The 14,899-nt window shown below is 45.6% G+C and carries 15 protein-coding genes; 10 read left to right on the forward strand and 5 right to left on the reverse strand.

Annotated features, from left to right (window positions below; genetic code table 11):
* Positions 1–13: 13 nt before the first annotated feature.
* From BLU98_RS01185 to murB, 5 genes are all read left to right on the forward strand, one after another.
* Positions 14–1,573 carry an ammonium transporter gene (locus BLU98_RS01185; RefSeq protein ID WP_092721413.1) on the forward strand — a complete coding sequence of 520 codons (1,560 nt, stop codon included), beginning with the start codon at positions 14–16 and terminating at the stop codon, positions 1,571–1,573.
* A gap of 409 nt (positions 1,574–1,982) precedes the next feature.
* Positions 1,983–2,114, forward strand: coding sequence for a hypothetical protein (locus BLU98_RS17635; RefSeq protein ID WP_257574622.1), 132 nt, complete (start codon positions 1,983–1,985; stop codon positions 2,112–2,114).
* Positions 2,115–2,206: 92 nt separating this feature from the next.
* Positions 2,207–2,965, forward strand: a complete 759-nt coding sequence (locus BLU98_RS01195; protein ID WP_092721415.1) for a lysophospholipid acyltransferase family protein — start codon at positions 2,207–2,209, stop codon at positions 2,963–2,965.
* Positions 2,966–2,993: 28 nt separating this feature from the next.
* Positions 2,994–5,429 carry a replication restart helicase PriA gene (priA, locus tag BLU98_RS01200; RefSeq protein ID WP_092721416.1) on the forward strand — a complete coding sequence of 812 codons (2,436 nt, stop codon included), beginning with the start codon at positions 2,994–2,996 and terminating at the stop codon, positions 5,427–5,429.
* 23 nt (positions 5,430–5,452) lie between these two features.
* Positions 5,453–6,463: a UDP-N-acetylmuramate dehydrogenase gene (gene murB / locus BLU98_RS01205; protein ID WP_092721417.1), complete on the forward strand. Its 1,011-nt coding sequence runs from the start codon at positions 5,453–5,455 to the stop codon at positions 6,461–6,463.
* On the opposite strand, the gene BLU98_RS01210 is transcribed toward murB, so the two are convergent.
* The 3 genes from BLU98_RS01210 to BLU98_RS01220 form a co-directional block, all read right to left on the reverse strand.
* Positions 6,460–7,299 carry a PASTA domain-containing protein gene (locus tag BLU98_RS01210; protein WP_092721418.1) on the reverse strand — a complete coding sequence of 280 codons (840 nt, stop codon included), beginning with the start codon at positions 7,297–7,299 and terminating at the stop codon, positions 6,460–6,462. The genes murB and BLU98_RS01210 overlap by 4 nt on opposite strands.
* 9 nt (positions 7,300–7,308) lie before the next feature.
* Complete coding sequence (locus BLU98_RS01215; RefSeq protein WP_092721419.1) at positions 7,309–8,289, reverse strand: D-alanine--D-alanine ligase; 981 nt, start codon at positions 8,287–8,289, stop codon at positions 7,309–7,311.
* A gap of 298 nt (positions 8,290–8,587) precedes the next feature.
* Entirely contained in the window at positions 8,588–8,935 is a 348-nt protein-coding gene (locus tag BLU98_RS01220) for a 4Fe-4S dicluster domain-containing protein (protein ID WP_026769684.1), read from the reverse strand.
* Positions 8,936–8,998: 63 nt separating this feature from the next.
* Here BLU98_RS01220 and BLU98_RS01225 point away from each other — a divergent pair, with 63 nt between their 5' ends.
* Both BLU98_RS01225 and BLU98_RS01230 read left to right on the forward strand, forming a co-directional pair.
* Positions 8,999–9,997 carry an acyl-CoA reductase gene (locus BLU98_RS01225; protein ID WP_092721420.1) on the forward strand — a complete coding sequence of 333 codons (999 nt, stop codon included), beginning with the start codon at positions 8,999–9,001 and terminating at the stop codon, positions 9,995–9,997.
* 148 nt (positions 9,998–10,145) lie between these two features.
* A complete protein-coding gene (locus tag BLU98_RS01230) occupies positions 10,146–11,678 on the forward strand; it encodes a trypsin-like peptidase domain-containing protein (RefSeq protein ID WP_257574623.1) in 1,533 nt (510 codons plus the stop codon).
* A gap of 94 nt (positions 11,679–11,772) precedes the next feature.
* Here BLU98_RS01230 and BLU98_RS01235 read toward each other — a convergent pair whose 3' ends face one another.
* Positions 11,773–12,099, reverse strand: a complete 327-nt coding sequence (locus BLU98_RS01235) for a helix-turn-helix domain-containing protein (RefSeq protein ID WP_092721422.1) — start codon at positions 12,097–12,099, stop codon at positions 11,773–11,775.
* A gap of 12 nt (positions 12,100–12,111) precedes the next feature.
* On the reverse strand, positions 12,112–12,450 hold the full coding sequence (locus BLU98_RS01240) for a type II toxin-antitoxin system RelE/ParE family toxin (protein WP_092721423.1): 339 nt from the start codon (positions 12,448–12,450) through the stop codon (positions 12,112–12,114).
* Positions 12,451–12,715: 265 nt separating this feature from the next.
* On the opposite strand from BLU98_RS01240, the gene BLU98_RS01245 reads away from it, so the two are divergent.
* From BLU98_RS01245 to BLU98_RS01255, 3 genes are all read left to right on the forward strand, one after another.
* On the forward strand, positions 12,716–13,861 hold the full coding sequence (locus tag BLU98_RS01245; protein WP_257574624.1) for an exo-beta-N-acetylmuramidase NamZ family protein: 1,146 nt from the start codon (positions 12,716–12,718) through the stop codon (positions 13,859–13,861).
* A gap of 66 nt (positions 13,862–13,927) precedes the next feature.
* Positions 13,928–14,245, forward strand: coding sequence for a nucleotidyltransferase domain-containing protein (locus tag BLU98_RS01250; RefSeq protein ID WP_092721425.1), 318 nt, complete (start codon positions 13,928–13,930; stop codon positions 14,243–14,245).
* Complete coding sequence (locus BLU98_RS01255) at positions 14,242–14,640, forward strand: HEPN domain-containing protein (protein ID WP_092721426.1); 399 nt, start codon at positions 14,242–14,244, stop codon at positions 14,638–14,640. Before BLU98_RS01250 ends, BLU98_RS01255 begins: the two co-directional genes overlap by 4 nt.
* Positions 14,641–14,899 lie beyond the last annotated feature (259 nt).

Below are 14,899 nucleotides of genomic sequence, written 5' to 3' on the forward strand. Positions count from 1 at the left end.
AAACCCCTACGCCATGTTTTCAAGCACATTATCTACGCTAAAGCAACTGGGCAAAAGGAAACCTAATGCTTCCCCCGCCACACTCACACTTTCAAAAGCCGATCGATGGAGAATTGGAATCACCCTTTTCGCCGGAAAGATCCTCGGCTTATTGGTCGTGCTTGCCGTTATGAAAGTTTTACCGGGCATACTGGCAACACCTGCCAAAGCAGCGGAAACATATTCGGCCCACGAAACGTCTATCATGAATTCGATCAACACCGTGTGGACACTGGTGGCAGCATTCCTGGTATTTGGTATGCAGGCTGGTTTCGTAATGCTCGAAGCCGGTTTTGCAAGAACCAAAGAGACCGTCAATGTGTTACTCGAATGTATTTTCGATACTGCTATTTGCGGTATCCTCTTCTGGGCCATTGGTTATGCTTTCATGTTCAGTCATGGTAATGGTTTTATAGGGAAGAACTGGTTCTTCCTGTCGGGCGTTCCGGCCACTTATGAAACCACGGGCGTACCCATCCTCGCACACTGGATATTCCAGTTTGCATTCGCCGATACCACTTCTACCATTACTTCAGGCGCGATGATCGGCCGCACCAGCTTCAGGGGCGATATCCTCTACAGCATTGGCGTAACCGGTTTCATCTATCCCATCATTGGTCACTGGGCATGGGGCCCCGATGGCTGGCTGGCAATGATGGGCAGCACTGGTAATTTCTTACCCTCATTGGGTCAGGGATTCCGCGATTTTGCAGGCTCAACCGTAGTGCATACCATCGGTGGTGTGATCTCATTGGCTGGTGCACTGGTATTGGGTCCGCGTATCGGTCGCATTTTTAAAAGAGACGACAAAGAAAAAGGAGGCCTGCCTCCTGCACACAGCCTTCCATTAGCTGCTGTGGGTGCATTCATTCTCTGGTTCGGCTGGTATGGTTTTAACCCCGGTAGTACTTTATCTGGTATGGATGCCGATGGTATCGGTCGTATTGCAACCAATACCACCCTTGCGGCTTGCGCAGGTTCATTAACAGCCATGCTGCTACCCTTGTACTTTGGCCCTAACAAAGGCAAATACGACCTTCCTTTCACCATCAATGGTTTGCTCGCTGGTCTTGTTGCCATTACCTGCCCCTGCTATTGGGTATCTCCCCTCGGCGCCATTTTTATCGGTCTTATTGCAGGTGCAGTAGTTTACTACGGAACCCTTTTACTAGAACAACTTCGTATCGATGATCCTGTTGGCGCCGTTCCGGTGCATGGCATTGCCGGTATCTGGGGTACTCTGTCACTGGGCTTGTTTGCCTGTGGTAAATATGGTGCAACCGGACCCACAGGAGCCGATAATTCTGCTCCCGTAAAAGGATTGTTCTATGGTGGTGGATGGGATGTATTCAAAGCACAATTGATCGGAAGTGCAGTCATAACCATCGCTACATTTTTGGTAGCCATCGTACTCATGCTGATCGTCAATAAGCTGCCCTATCCATGGAAATTACGTGTAGAGCCTGAAGCGGAAACAGGCCCCGGTCTTGATTTGTTTGAGCATGGCAGCTCTGCATATCATGTGCAGGATTAATCATTCCGCCTTTACAAACGGCCACATTTTTTGAGATAAATGACAGGCAAAAAGGGGGCATCATCCTAGCATGGTGCCCCTTCTTTTTCCCCAAAAAGCCCATTTTACGGGCTTTACGCAGCCTTGTGGAAAATTTTTTAAAAATTTTTTACTTTTTTTTGAAAAAACAGGCTTCCGTACAAACCCGCTTTTTTTGCTAACCCCACCCTCATTCGTTTTGGTTTTTTCAACAAAAAAAACTTCTCAGGCCATCTGCTGTTTTAAACAGGCCCGATAGTCAGCCCAAAACATTTATTATCATTTTTCATATTGCATAACCCATCAATTCTGTGCAGGCGCACTATGTAAAAGTTGTGCTTTTTTGGTTCAACTTTGTGGTGTTCTTTTATTACAAATAAAAAATCAAACCATGAATTTGTTAGCAGCACAATCAACCCTGGATGTAACCAATGAAGGTACATTACTGGTTATTGGTCTTATTGCCTGTATCGGCGTATTCGCCCTGTTACTGGCTAAGAAAGAAATAAAAAATGTTGCCTGATTCGTTCCGCAATATTTTTTAAATACCTGACAAGTCCGCCGTAGCTTTAGCGAAGGCGGGCTTTTTTGTTGGTTTTTACTTAAGTTAGGCCAATGAAAAGACTGTTACGTCTCCTGCAATACCTGTATTGTATTTATGCGCTCCTGCTTTTTATTATACTGATGCTTCTTATTTTCCCGTTGGTATTGCTCGCATTACTGTTGGGAAAGATCCGCGGTGGTAACATCATTTATGCACTCTGCATGATCTGGGGAAAGATCTGGTACTTTCTCATTGGCGTACAACACCGGGAGATCTATGAAGCGCCACATAACTGGCAAAAGCAATACATCTTCGTGGCCAACCATATTTCTTATATGGATATTCCGCCCCTGGTACTGATTGCTCACCAACCGATCAGGGTATTGGGTAAAGCTGACATGACAAGGATACCGGTATTCGGGTGGATCTATCGCGCTGCTGTGATCCTGGTTAACCGCAGCAATGCAGAAACAAGGGCCAGGAGTGTTCGGGCGCTCAAAGCGGCATTACGGCATGGCATTTCCATCTTTATTTTTCCTGAAGGCACTTTCAACGAAACAGGTAATCCTTTGAAAAATTTTTTCGATGGCGCTTTTCGCATCGCTATTGAAACTGCTACACCTATCAAGCCCATTTTACTGGTAGATACCGTTGACCGCCTGCATTACCGCAGCATCTTTGAACTCACACCGGGACCAAGCCGTGTTGTTTTCCTGGAAGAAATTCCTGTAGCTGGACTTACCATGCGAGATATCCTGTCTCTGAAACAACAAGTATACGATGCCATGGAAGCGGCACTCAGACGCTATCGCAACTATCCAACTGCTTAAAGCTTATTTTTGAAGAAATTAGGTTGATTTGTTTGTAGAAGTCATTATACCACTCGCCCTTCCCAAAAATTACACCTGGTCGGTACCCCCGCATTTGCTGGATGCCGTACAACCTGGCGTACGTGTGGAAGTGGTGCTGGGCAGGAATAAAAAATATGCCGGCATTGTAAAACGCGTATTGCCATCTAAACCGGAATCCTTTCAACCCAAAGACATTTTAAACGTGCTGGACCCCGAGCCCCTGCTCTATACTTCTCAACTGCAGTTGTGGGAATGGGTAGCGGATTATTACATGTGCAGCGAGGGAGAAGTGATGCAGGCCGCCGTTCCTGCCAACCTGAAATTATCGAGTGAGAGCGTGCTTATCTGGAATGAAGCGGCAGGCTATGCTCCCTCTGATCTTTCCGACGCCGAATACCTGGTTACGGAAGCGCTGGAACTCAAAAAAGAATTGCGGCTGAGCGAAGTGCAACAGTTGCTGGATGCTGCTGTTGTTTATCCTGTTATCAAAAAACTCATAGAGAAGAATATCTGTTATGTGTGGGAAGAATTGAAGCAGAAATACAAAGTCAAAACTGAAACCTATATTTCACTGGCAGCCGCATACCGGAACGAAGATCAGTTGGCAGATTTACTAAACAACTGGAGCCGTGCACCCAAACAAATGGAATTGCTGCTCGCTTACCTGCACCTCGTAAAAACAGCGGGGGAAGTAACCAAAGCAGAATTGTTGAAAAAATCCGGCGCTTCTGATGCGCAACTGAAAGGATTACTGGAAAAAAATATCCTGGTTGCCGAAAAAAGGGCCATTGATCGTATCAGTCCTTTGCCCAGGAATATCGCCATCGATTTCACACTTTCTCCTGCACAAGAGAAAGCCCTCGCTGCCATCAGGGAAACCCTGGAACACAAACAGGTTACTTTATTGCATGGCGTAACAGCCAGCGGTAAAACACAGATTTATATCAAACTCATCGAAGAACAGATCATGCAGGGTAAACAGGTGTTGTACCTGCTGCCGGAGATCGCACTCACTGCGCAAACCATCCGCCGCCTGCAAAAACATTTCGGCGGGTACATTGCCATTTATCATTCCAAATTCAATCCGAATGAACGGGTTGAGATATGGAACAAAGTAAAATCGGGCGATATCAAAGTAGTATTGGGCGCCCGCTCTGCTCTTTTTCTTCCTTTCAGGGAACTGGGTATGATCATTACCGATGAAGAGCACGATGCTTCTTATAAACAACAGGAACCTGCACCCCGCTATCATGCAAGAGACACCGCTATTTATTATGCATCCTTGTTCGGCGCTAAGGTATTACTCGGAAGCGCTACGCCTTCGGTAGAAAGTTATTTCAATTGCATGCAGGATAAATACGGACTGGTAACCCTTGCTGAAAGATTCGGCGATGCAGGTCTGCCTGCGATTGAACTCATCGACATAAAAAAATATCCTGCCAAACCAAAACCTGTATTTACACCACCACTCATCGATGCCATCCAGGCATCATTGGACGCAAAGAAACAGGTCATTATTTTTCAGAACAGGCGGGGCTATGCCCCTTACCAGGTATGCGATACCTGCGGATGGATACCGCAATGCCGCGATTGCGATGTAACGCTTACGTATCACAAAACAAGAAATCAACTGGTTTGTCATTATTGCGGCACCATTTACCCGGTGATACAAACCTGCCTGGCCTGTGGCAACCATCATTTCACACAGAAAAATTTTGGTACGGAACAGGTAGAAGAATTGTTGGGCGAAACATTTCCCGAAGCCAGGACCGCCCGGATGGATTACGACAGCGTTAAAGGCAAACACGATCACGATGCGCTGATCAAATTATTTGAACAGCAGCGTATTGATCTGCTGGTGGGTACACAGATGGTGGTAAAGGGACTGGACTTTGAACACGTGAACCTGGTGTGCATTGTTGATGCCGATGGCATCCTCAACTTCACCGATTTCAGGGTCAATGAACGAGCATTTCAGTTGATGGAACAGGTGAGCGGAAGAGCCGGCCGCAAAGACGATGAAGGGAAAGTGCTGATACAGGTGAGCAATCTGCAGCACCCGGTTTTGCAATTCGTGAAAGACCATCGTTATGCCGAGCTCTTTGAATTTGAATTGCATAACAGGAAAGCGTTCGACTATCCGCCCTATACCAGGCTGATCCGGCTGGTTTTCAAACACAGGGAAAAACATATTGCCGAAGAGGCCGCCCATATCATGGCGCAGGGATTGAAAACCCATTTTGGCAAATACCTTTCCGGTCCTGCGCAACCGGTGGTAGATCGTATACGCAATCAATACCTTTGGGAAATACTGCTCAAGCTGCCGAAAGACAGTCGCTTCATCCATCAGTGTAAAAAAGAAATTCATCAGCAAACAGTCATCATCCAATCCAATAAAAGATACAGGGCGGTTGTGATACAGCCCGATGCAGATCCTGTTTAAATCATTATACCAACCTAATCTCCATGCAAATTAGCCAGCACTTATCACTCAAACCATACAACAGTTTTGCCATCGACGTGAAAGCAAAATATTTTGCTGCTTTTGAATCGGTGATGGTGTTGGAGGAATTGCTTAGTGCTGCCGGTCATGAACAAATGCTGGTGCTCGGCGGCGGAAGCAATATTCTTTTCACCGGCGACTTTAATGGATGGGTATTGAAAAACGAATGCAAAGGCATCCGTCTCATAGATGAAGATGACAATTATTTTTACGTGAAAGCCGCTGCCGGTGAGAACTGGCACCAGTTTGTGATGCATTGCATAGCGCAAGGTTATGCCGGCGTTGAAAACCTCAGTTTGATTCCCGGTAATGTGGGCGCTTCTCCCATGCAGAACATCGGCGCCTATGGTGTGGAGATCAAAGACGTATTTCATGAGCTGGAAGCTTTTCATCGCGAAGAGCGAAAGCTGGTAACCTTTACGCTTGCCGACTGCTCATTCGGCTATCGCGAAAGTGTTTTCAAAAACAAATACAAAGACCAGTTCATCATTTTGAATGTGACTTTCCGTTTACGCAAAAAACCGGTGTTCAATACAAGTTATGGGGCGATAGAACAGGAACTGGAAAAAATGGGTGTGCAGGAACGCTCTATAAAAGCTATTTCAGAGGCAGTAATACACATCAGGCGCAGCAAGTTACCAGACCCTGCCGAGACGGGTAATGCCGGCAGTTTTTTCAAAAACCCCATTATTCCTACTCTTCAGTTTGAACAATTGCAACAATCATTCCCCGCAATTGTTGGCTATCCTGCGGGTGCAGGCCAAACGAAAGTTGCCGCCGGTTGGCTGATAGAGCAATGCGGCTGGAAAGGTTACCGGAAAGGCGATGCGGGCTGTCATGCACGGCAAGCGCTCGTATTGGTGAATTACGGTAATGCCACAGGCGCTGAAATAGTGCAACTTTCAACCGATATCATCAACAGTGTGCAAGAGGAATTCGGTATTCACCTTGAACGGGAAGTGAACCTGGTTTAATGATTCACAGGTGTTTGCGCTGCTGTTGAATCCCTTACAGGCGCTATGGAACTGATGTAGATATCCATCACCTGCCCCTGCCTGATCTTATTGGGTACTTTTTGTCCTGTTGGCCCCAGCACATCAGACAAAACCGTGGGCGACTGCTTTACTATAAAAGCTGCTGCTGAATCTTTGACGGCATCGGTAGCAACAATAGAACCAATGTTCACATTCACCGTAGCGAGGTAAGTACGCGCTTCCAGCAAGGTCATGCCTACCAGGTCGGGCACAGGAATATCGCTGCCGCCTACACCGCTTCCCAGTACAAAGCTAATGGTACTGCCCAACGGTATCTTGGTTCCGGCTGTTATCTGGGCGCCGTTGTAATACTGTTCCAACACAGAGTTACGCGCTATATCAGGCTTGTAGGTCACTTCACCCAGTTTCAATCCCAGGCTGCGCAGGTACATTTCCGCGCTTCTGATGGAAAAGCCTGCCATATTGGGCATTTCTACCTGCGGTGGAATGCTGCGGTTGACAGTAAGATAAACAGCGCGGCCGGATTTCACGGTAGCGTCTGCCTCAGGAGATTGGCGGATCACCGCTTGTTTGGGAATGCTATCGATATACAATGAATCCTGTATCACTACATCAAATCCTTTGGCTTGCAGTATCTGTTGGGCGGCCAGCACGTTTTGTCCTGTTACCGATGGCACTTTCTCCACTTTCCCATAGCCCGTAAGCCATCCTAATGAACTGAAAAAAAGGATCAGTAATACAACGAGGATACCGATCGCTGCGAGTATGTTTACCCAAATGGATTTTCCAGTAATTCTTTTAACCAGGTTGCTCATGCTTACTTATTAATTAAGGACTTCGTCTATCAATGCAGAATAAAAATCTTTCAGGTTCCATCCCATGGTCTTCACCTGTTGAGGAATGATGCTGGCTTCACTTTGTCCCGGAACCGTATTCACTTCCAGCATATAGGGTTGTCCCTGTGCTTCGTTGTAAATAAAATCGATGCGTACCACACCGCGGCAGTTCAACACCTCATACACTTTTTTAGCGGCCGCTTCCAGTTTTGTTTTCATTGCATCATCAATAAGCGCAGGTGTTGTTTCAACGCTTTTGCCCTGGTACTTCGCTTCAAAATCGAAGAACTCGTTTTGCGTGCTCACTTCCGTAATAGGCAGTACCATGATCTTTCCTTTCGACTTGAATACACCGATCGTGAACTCGCGTCCGCTGATATATTCTTCTACCAGCACCTGGTCGTCTTCCCGGAAAGCCTTATGCAGCGCAGCTTCCAGCTCATCCGCCACACTCACTTTACTCATACCGATGCTGCTGCCGCCGTTGTTGGGTTTCACGAACACAGGTAGTTTTAAGGCAGTCAGTATGGCTTCGGAGGATACGGGGGTATGCCTGAAAATATGTTTGGAGTGTGCAACATGTATGCCCCCGAATGCTGCAACAGCCACTGTATATCTTTTGTTGAAAGTAAGCGCTGAAGTAGCCGCATCGCAACTGGTATAAGACAACCCTAGCATATCGAAATATCCCTGCAACTTGCCATCTTCTCCCGGCGTACCATGAATGCAAAGCAATATCGCATCGAAATTGATCTTCTTGCCGTTATCAGTAACTGAGAAATCGTCGCGGTTGACTTTCGATTTTTCTCCCTGCACAGGTTCATACCACCAGCCGGTGGCATTGATATCGATCCGGTACACATCGAACCGCTCTCTGTCTACATTGTTGCCAACGGTGATAGCGCTTTTATAACTGATCTGTGCTTCGTTGCTCAAGCCTCCTGTTACCAGGGCTATCTTTTTTTTCATTTCCTTGTTTTTAACGTCATCCCGAGTGCAACCGGGGGATCTCACTGAAGGTTCGGCAGATCCTTCAACTCGCTTCGCACGCTCAGGATGACGAACATGTAGGCAAATATAGGGATGAGGATGATAAAAAAAGGTGAAGAAACTCCCCGTCTCTTCACCTCACGTTGGCAGGAAATATCACCCGCCGTTACAAGTTGTTGTCTCTTTGAATGGCAACAATTAATTAGGACTAAGCTAAGTAAATCCACGCGCTTTTGCAAGTATTTTCCTGCTAAAGTTTAGCACAGGCGCCTGTGCATTAGATGTGCATTTTTTCCTTCTTGGCCAGCAGTTCGTCTACTGTTTCGCGGTACATTTCATCAGGTACACAGCAGTCAACCGGACATACGGCTGCACACTGGGGTTCTTCATGGAAACCCTGGCATTCGGTGCATTTATTGGGAGTTATATAGTAAGTATCTACGCTGATGGGTTCAAAACGCTTATCAGCTTCTACAACCGAGCCGTCCATCAGGGTAAATTCGCCTTTAACAGTGGTTCCATCGGCAATGGCCCATTCCACCCCACCCTCGTAGATTGCGTTATTCGGACATTCGGGCTCACAGGCGCCGCAGTTGATACATTCTTCTGTTATTTTGATTGCCATACAAAAAAAGAGTTTGTTGGATTAGTGATTTTACATTTGCAGTTCCAAAAATACGGTTGACAAATGACTTTACAAGAACGAATTCAGCTGATGGCCAGATTGGGTGTCTACATGCAGGGAACGGATGCCGGATGGGAGAACACCAAAGCAAGGGCTTACCGCGAAAATGCCTGGTTCATCCCGGAATTCATCAACCGGTCGGTCGATAGTATCTGTACCCGGTTCTTACAGGCACCCCTGCTGGAGGCTTGGGTGGGGTCATATAACCTGCCGGATACGCCTGCAAAAGTGCAAACAGTAGGATTGGTCATGGCAGGTAATATTCCCCTGGTAGGCTTTCATGATTTTCTCTGCGTTTTCCTGAGCGGCCATTCTGTATTGATCAAAGCTTCTTCTAAGGACGAAGTCCTGATCAGGCACCTGGTGGAACAGCTCAGTCAATGGGAGCCGTCTGTAGCCGAACGGGTAGCTTTTGCCGAGCAGTTAAAGGGTTGCGACGCTTATATCGCTACGGGCAGCAACAATTCGGGACGTTATTTCGAATATTATTTCGGTAAATATCCGCATATCATCCGTCGCAACCGGACTTCCGTAGCCGTATTGGACGGTTCTGAAACCAGGACCGAACTGGAAGCGCTGGCAGAAGATATACAGCTGTATTTCGGACTCGGATGCCGGAACATCACGCAATTGTATGTACCGGAAAAATATGATTTCATTCCCCTGCTGACGACTTTAAAAAAATATGAATATTTTCTTGACTTCCATAAGTACAAGCACAATTACGATTACCACCTGGCGCTGCTCATCATGGGCAATAAGTATTATATGAACAATGATTCCGTCATTTTGACTGAAAACACCTCTCCTTTCTCGCCAGTAAGCCAGGTGCATTACCAGTATTACAACGATGCGGCAGCCGTATGGGACCGGTTAAAAAATAACAACGACATCCAATGTGTGGTAGGGCATGGCGCCCTTGCTTTTGGCGAAGCGCAACGCCCTTCCCTGGGCGATTATGCCGATGGTGTAGATACCCTCCGGTTCTTAACGGCGCTGTAAAATTTGCTAACTTTAATCACTGGATCTACGAGGATCGCCGTAAAACATTTGTTAAATGCGTTGACCGGTGTACTGACAATTAAACAGCTTTGTTTATTTGCTATCCAATAGGCATATCATTTGACGTACCTGAATTAATTTAAAGACCATGAACATGAATTTTAAAAGCATTTTAGCCGTTGTAGCCATCAGTGCAGGCACTGCTGTTGCTAGTGTTTGGGGATATGGTAAATACGTGGAACACCAGCATGCAGGCGTACAGGAGGCTGGCAAATTACCTGTGAACTATGCAGGCTTTTTCGGAAATGGCAGTAATAATGGCGCCATCGTAGACTTTACGCCTGCGGCTACCACAGGCACACCCGCCGTTGTGCATATCAAAACAAAAACAAAGGCCCGGCAGGTGAACAATAACAACCGCAAACAGCGTAATCCTTTCTCCGATCTGTTTGGTGATGATCTGGGTGATTTCTTTGGAGGTCCCAGGGTGATACCCGAGCAGCTGGCCAGCGGTAGTGGTGTGTTGATTACGGATGATGGTTATATCGTAACCAATAACCACGTGATCGACGGAGCCGATGAGATCAATGTAACCCTTGCCAATAAAAAATCTTATAAAGCTTCTGTGATCGGCGCCGACCCCAGCAGCGATCTGGCCGTTATCAAAATCGAAGGGAAGGGATTCCCTTACCTGGTATATGGTAATAGCGACGAATTGAAACTGGGTCAGTGGGTACTGGCTATCGGTTATCCGCTTACGCTCGATGTTACGGTAACAGCCGGTATTGTAAGCGCCAAATCAAGGTCCATCGGCATCAATGGCCGTCAAAGCCAAACACCGGTGGAGTCATTTATCCAGACCGATGCGGCCGTTAATCCCGGCAACAGTGGTGGCGCACTCATCAATACCGCTGGTGAATTGGTGGGCATCAACTCGGCCATCGCTTCTCCTACGGGTTCTTATGCAGGATATTCTTATGCTATTCCAGTAAACATTGTGAAGAAGATCGTGACCGATATCGTGAAATTCGGCACTGTACAGCGCGCTTATATCGGCATCCAATATGCTCCGCTAGAAAATATGAGTGATGATGACAAGCGGCAGTTGGAAAAAGAGCTGGGTGTTTCACTGAGAGAAGGCGAAGGCGTGTATGCTACTGCAATTCCGGCAGGAGGCGCTGCAGCAATAGCGGGACTGAAAAAAGGCGATATCGTTACCAAGATCAATGGCGTTCCGGTTACCAATGGTCCGGAACTGCAGGAGCAGGTAGCGCGTTACAAACCCGGCGACAAGATCAACATCACCTACAAGCGCGGGGGCAAGGAAAATACTGCCAGTGTTACCTTGAAGAACAAGGCCGGCAATACGGATGTGGTGAAGAATAGTAGTCTCATAGAAAAACTGGGTGGCACGCTGGAAAACCTCGATAAGAAAGTGGCGCAGGCCAATGAAATAGCGGGCGGCGTACTGGTGAAAAAAGTAGGCGATGGTATCCTGAAAAAAAGCAGGATGCAGGACGGATTTGTGATCACAGGTGTGAACGGAAAAGAAGTGAAGAACCTCGATGAATTGAAAGAACTGTTGTCCGTATACAAGGGCAGCAATATACGCCTCGATGGCTTCTATCCTGGCTTTGAAGGCTCATATACTTATCCTTTGAACCTGGGAGACGATAATTAAATTGATTGCATTTCCCTTTTATTGAAAAGCGGTTGTTCTTTTGGAACAGCCGCTTTTCTTTTGGTGTCATGACCACCGCAGTCTCTTTCTTAAATTATGCCAGTGACAATTGTTTACCCCCGAGCGTAACGGAGAAATGTATCTCTGCTTGCAGTGCCTGGAATATCCTAAGAATGGTGTCGATGGTAGCGCTGTTGGCGTTGTTTTCCAGCTTGGATATTTGTGCTTTCTGAACACCTACCAGTTCTCCCAATTGTTCCTGCGTAAGATTGCGCTCTTTCCTCGCTTTTTTGATCATGCTGCTTAGTACAGCCATGTTGAGTTTGTGCTCGAAAGCTCCCCTGGCTTTGGTGCCACGTTTGCCTACGTGCTTGTCTATCATCTCGGACAGGCTATACGATTTCATTTTTGTTTTTTCCATATCGAATACTCTTTAGGTATTTTTTTCTTCGAAATAATTTTCCCTGATGCGCAAGACCCTTGCAATCTCATTAGCTGGCACTTTATCTACTTTCTTTATAAAGCCATGCGTTGCCAGTACCAACGTGTTATTGGCATCTGTTTTATCCCAAAATGCCAGCAGCCTGACTTGTTGCAACGCATACCTCACACGTATTTCCCAAATATCGTTGTGAAGTTTTTTAAACAACCGTGGATCGTTAGATTGCTCAGCTAATGCTATATTATACAATAGCTTGTTTACGATCTTCGGATTCAACCCATTGATAAAAGAAGATGCCTCCTCTAAAAACCTCGTTTCAAAATACCTCACAGTTTAGATTTTACAAAGTTAAACAATAGTTTCCATATTTAGAAACTTATTTTCTTTCCTTTCCCATCCTGTGTTCGGTACGATTGTAATTAACAGAAAAAAATAACCGTTAACGCAAACTCCTGCACAAATCAGGTATAAACCGCAAATCTGTATATTTAAACCTTAATCACTTTTTATGCGATTCGTGTATGTTGTTTTATTTGCTTTTGTATTATTAACAGCTTCTTTAAACTCCAAGGCTGCAGCGATCATTTTGCCTGGAATGCAGCTTTCTGCTAGCATTAAAACGGGGGCTGATCAAACAGAAAAATATTTGCCTTATCTGAAAGGAAAACGAGTAGGCATACTGGCAAACCCTACATCTGTCATCGGTAAGCACAATGTTCACCTGGTAGACAGCTTATTGAAGTTGGGCATTCACATTGTGAAAGTGTTTGGTCCGGAGCATGGCTTTCGCGGCAATGCCAGTGCTGGCGCCCATGTGGCCGATGAAGTAGATTCCGCTACGGGTATACCGCTGATCTCTTTGTATGGATCTGGCAAAAGCAAACCCAGCAAAGCCGATATGGCCGATATAGACATCATGGTATATGATCTGCAGGATGTCGGCTGCCGTTTTTACACCAATATTAATGCATTGGCCAGGCTGATGGAAGCCTGTGCAGAAAACAATAAAGAGTTGCTCATACTGGACAGGCCCAATCCCAATGGCTACCTGATAGACGGCCCCATACTCGATATGAAGCTGAAATCGGGCATCGGCATGTTTCCGATTCCTATTGCACACGGGCTAACCATTGGCGAGTTTGCCCAAATGGTGAACGGTGAAGGCTGGTTGCCCAATCATTTGCAATGCAATATCCGCATCATACCTGTGGCCAATTACAACCACAACATGGAATATACTTTGCCTGTAAAACCATCTCCCAATCTCAATACACAACAATCGATACTACTTTACCCCACTTTATGCCTGTTTGAAGGAACAGTGATCAGCCAGGGAAGGGGCACTTATTTTCCTTTCGCCGTATTGGGTAACCCTGATTTGAAAGGGTATTCTTTTTCTTTCACCCCCACCAGCATCAAGGGAATGGCGGAAACACCTTTACACATGAACAACACCTGTTATGGGCTCGACCTGCGCAAATATGATGTTGCTGCATTGCACAAAAGCAAGCGGTTGCATATTGAATGGATGATCGAAATGTACAAAGCCTATCCTTACAAAGAAAAGTTCTTCGACTTCAAGCAAAGCAAGGAAATGGGCAGCATCGATAAACTGGCTGGCACTACTGCTTTTAAAGAACAGATCATAGCCGGCTTATCCGCCGATGAAATCCGCAAAACCTGGGAGCCGGGGCTGAAAGCCTACAAGGAAATGCGGAAGAAGTATTTGCTGTATCCTTAAAGCCTAACTTGCCTCATTGAACCATCCATTGCAATCTTTTAATCGATTTTGTATATTTGATATTAAATGAACTACCAACAAACGCTTCAGTCCATCAAATTTACGGTAAGGTCTTTTTTGCCTGATTCCAAAGTACTGTTATTTGGCTCCAGGGCAACAGGCAAGGCCGATGAGGAAAGTGATTATGATCTGCTGGTTATTACTTCCGATACATTTGAGCCACGTGTAAAAATGAATTGGGAAAGTAAAATCAGAAAAGCGCTGGTTCATTCCTTAAAAGCTCCATTCGATGTTATTTTAGAAAGCGAGAAGGAAATAAATGAAAAAAAGAATTTAACCGGGCATATCGTCTATTATGCGATGAAGGAGGCTGTAGAATTATGACTGAGGCCGAAGTAACACACTTAAATCAATGGATTGAAAAGGCTGAGCATGATTTAATCGCTGCTCAATTAATTATTGAACACCAGCCCATGATACTGGATGTTGCTTGTTTTCATTGCCAACAGGCTGTGGAGAAATATTTAAAAGCCTTCCTAATATTTAAAAAAGAAGAATTTCCCAGAACCCATAATTTGGATTTACTGATTCAAAGCTGTTCTGTCCATCAAGAAGCGTTTACCGTGATAGATCTAAAAAACCTGGAAGATTTTGCAGTCCGCGGTAGATATCCACACGACTTTTTAAGACCCGAACTGGAAGAAACGCAATTTTTCTACAAAATCACGCTAGAGATAAAAGATCTTGTGATAAAAGAATTAAATAAAAGCATCTCTTAGTAGCGGGTTATGTTCATATTTAATGACTATCGGTTGGATAATAATTAAATATTATAGAATTGGCATTCTAAATGCCGATTTGCTCTCGATTGTGACGACTCTTAAACGCATTCTTGAATTTGGAAAAAGAGTAGCAAAGAAAATCATTTCCGTTGATGAAAAGAAATCGCCCTGCTAAAATTAACGGGGCGATTTCTTTTTTTATTAAAAAAGTTTTACATTCATGTTTCGGTTCAAACTCCCTCCTTGGACTACGTTC

Source organism: Hydrobacter penzbergensis (genome assembly GCF_900106985.1).
Lineage (GTDB): Bacteria > Bacteroidota > Bacteroidia > Chitinophagales > Chitinophagaceae > Sediminibacterium > Sediminibacterium magnilacihabitans.

Excerpts from the sequence above, each read along its gene's own strand:
- BLU98_RS01220 (WP_026769684.1), bottom strand. The coding sequence starts at position 8,935 with ATGGCAATCAAAATAACAGAAGAATGTATCAACTGCGGCGCCTGTGAG.
- murB (WP_092721417.1), top strand. The coding sequence starts at position 5,453 with ATGCAAATTAGCCAGCACTTATCACTCAAACCATACAACAGTTTTGCC.
- BLU98_RS01185 (WP_092721413.1), top strand. The coding sequence starts at position 14 with ATGTTTTCAAGCACATTATCTACGCTAAAGCAACTGGGCAAAAGGAAA.
- BLU98_RS01210 (WP_092721418.1), bottom strand. The coding sequence starts at position 7,299 with ATGAGCAACCTGGTTAAAAGAATTACTGGAAAATCCATTTGGGTAAAC.
- BLU98_RS01225 (WP_092721420.1), top strand. The coding sequence starts at position 8,999 with ATGACTTTACAAGAACGAATTCAGCTGATGGCCAGATTGGGTGTCTAC.
- BLU98_RS01235 (WP_092721422.1), bottom strand. The coding sequence starts at position 12,099 with ATGGAAAAAACAAAAATGAAATCGTATAGCCTGTCCGAGATGATAGAC.
- BLU98_RS01250 (WP_092721425.1), top strand. The coding sequence starts at position 13,928 with ATGAACTACCAACAAACGCTTCAGTCCATCAAATTTACGGTAAGGTCT.
- BLU98_RS01245 (WP_257574624.1), top strand. The coding sequence starts at position 12,716 with ATGCAGCTTTCTGCTAGCATTAAAACGGGGGCTGATCAAACAGAAAAA.
- BLU98_RS01195 (WP_092721415.1), top strand. The coding sequence starts at position 2,207 with ATGAAAAGACTGTTACGTCTCCTGCAATACCTGTATTGTATTTATGCG.
- BLU98_RS01255 (WP_092721426.1), top strand. The coding sequence starts at position 14,242 with ATGACTGAGGCCGAAGTAACACACTTAAATCAATGGATTGAAAAGGCT.
- BLU98_RS01230 (WP_257574623.1), top strand. The coding sequence starts at position 10,146 with ATGAACATGAATTTTAAAAGCATTTTAGCCGTTGTAGCCATCAGTGCA.
- BLU98_RS01215 (WP_092721419.1), bottom strand. The coding sequence starts at position 8,289 with ATGAAAAAAAAGATAGCCCTGGTAACAGGAGGCTTGAGCAACGAAGCA.
- BLU98_RS17635 (WP_257574622.1), top strand. The coding sequence starts at position 1,983 with ATGAATTTGTTAGCAGCACAATCAACCCTGGATGTAACCAATGAAGGT.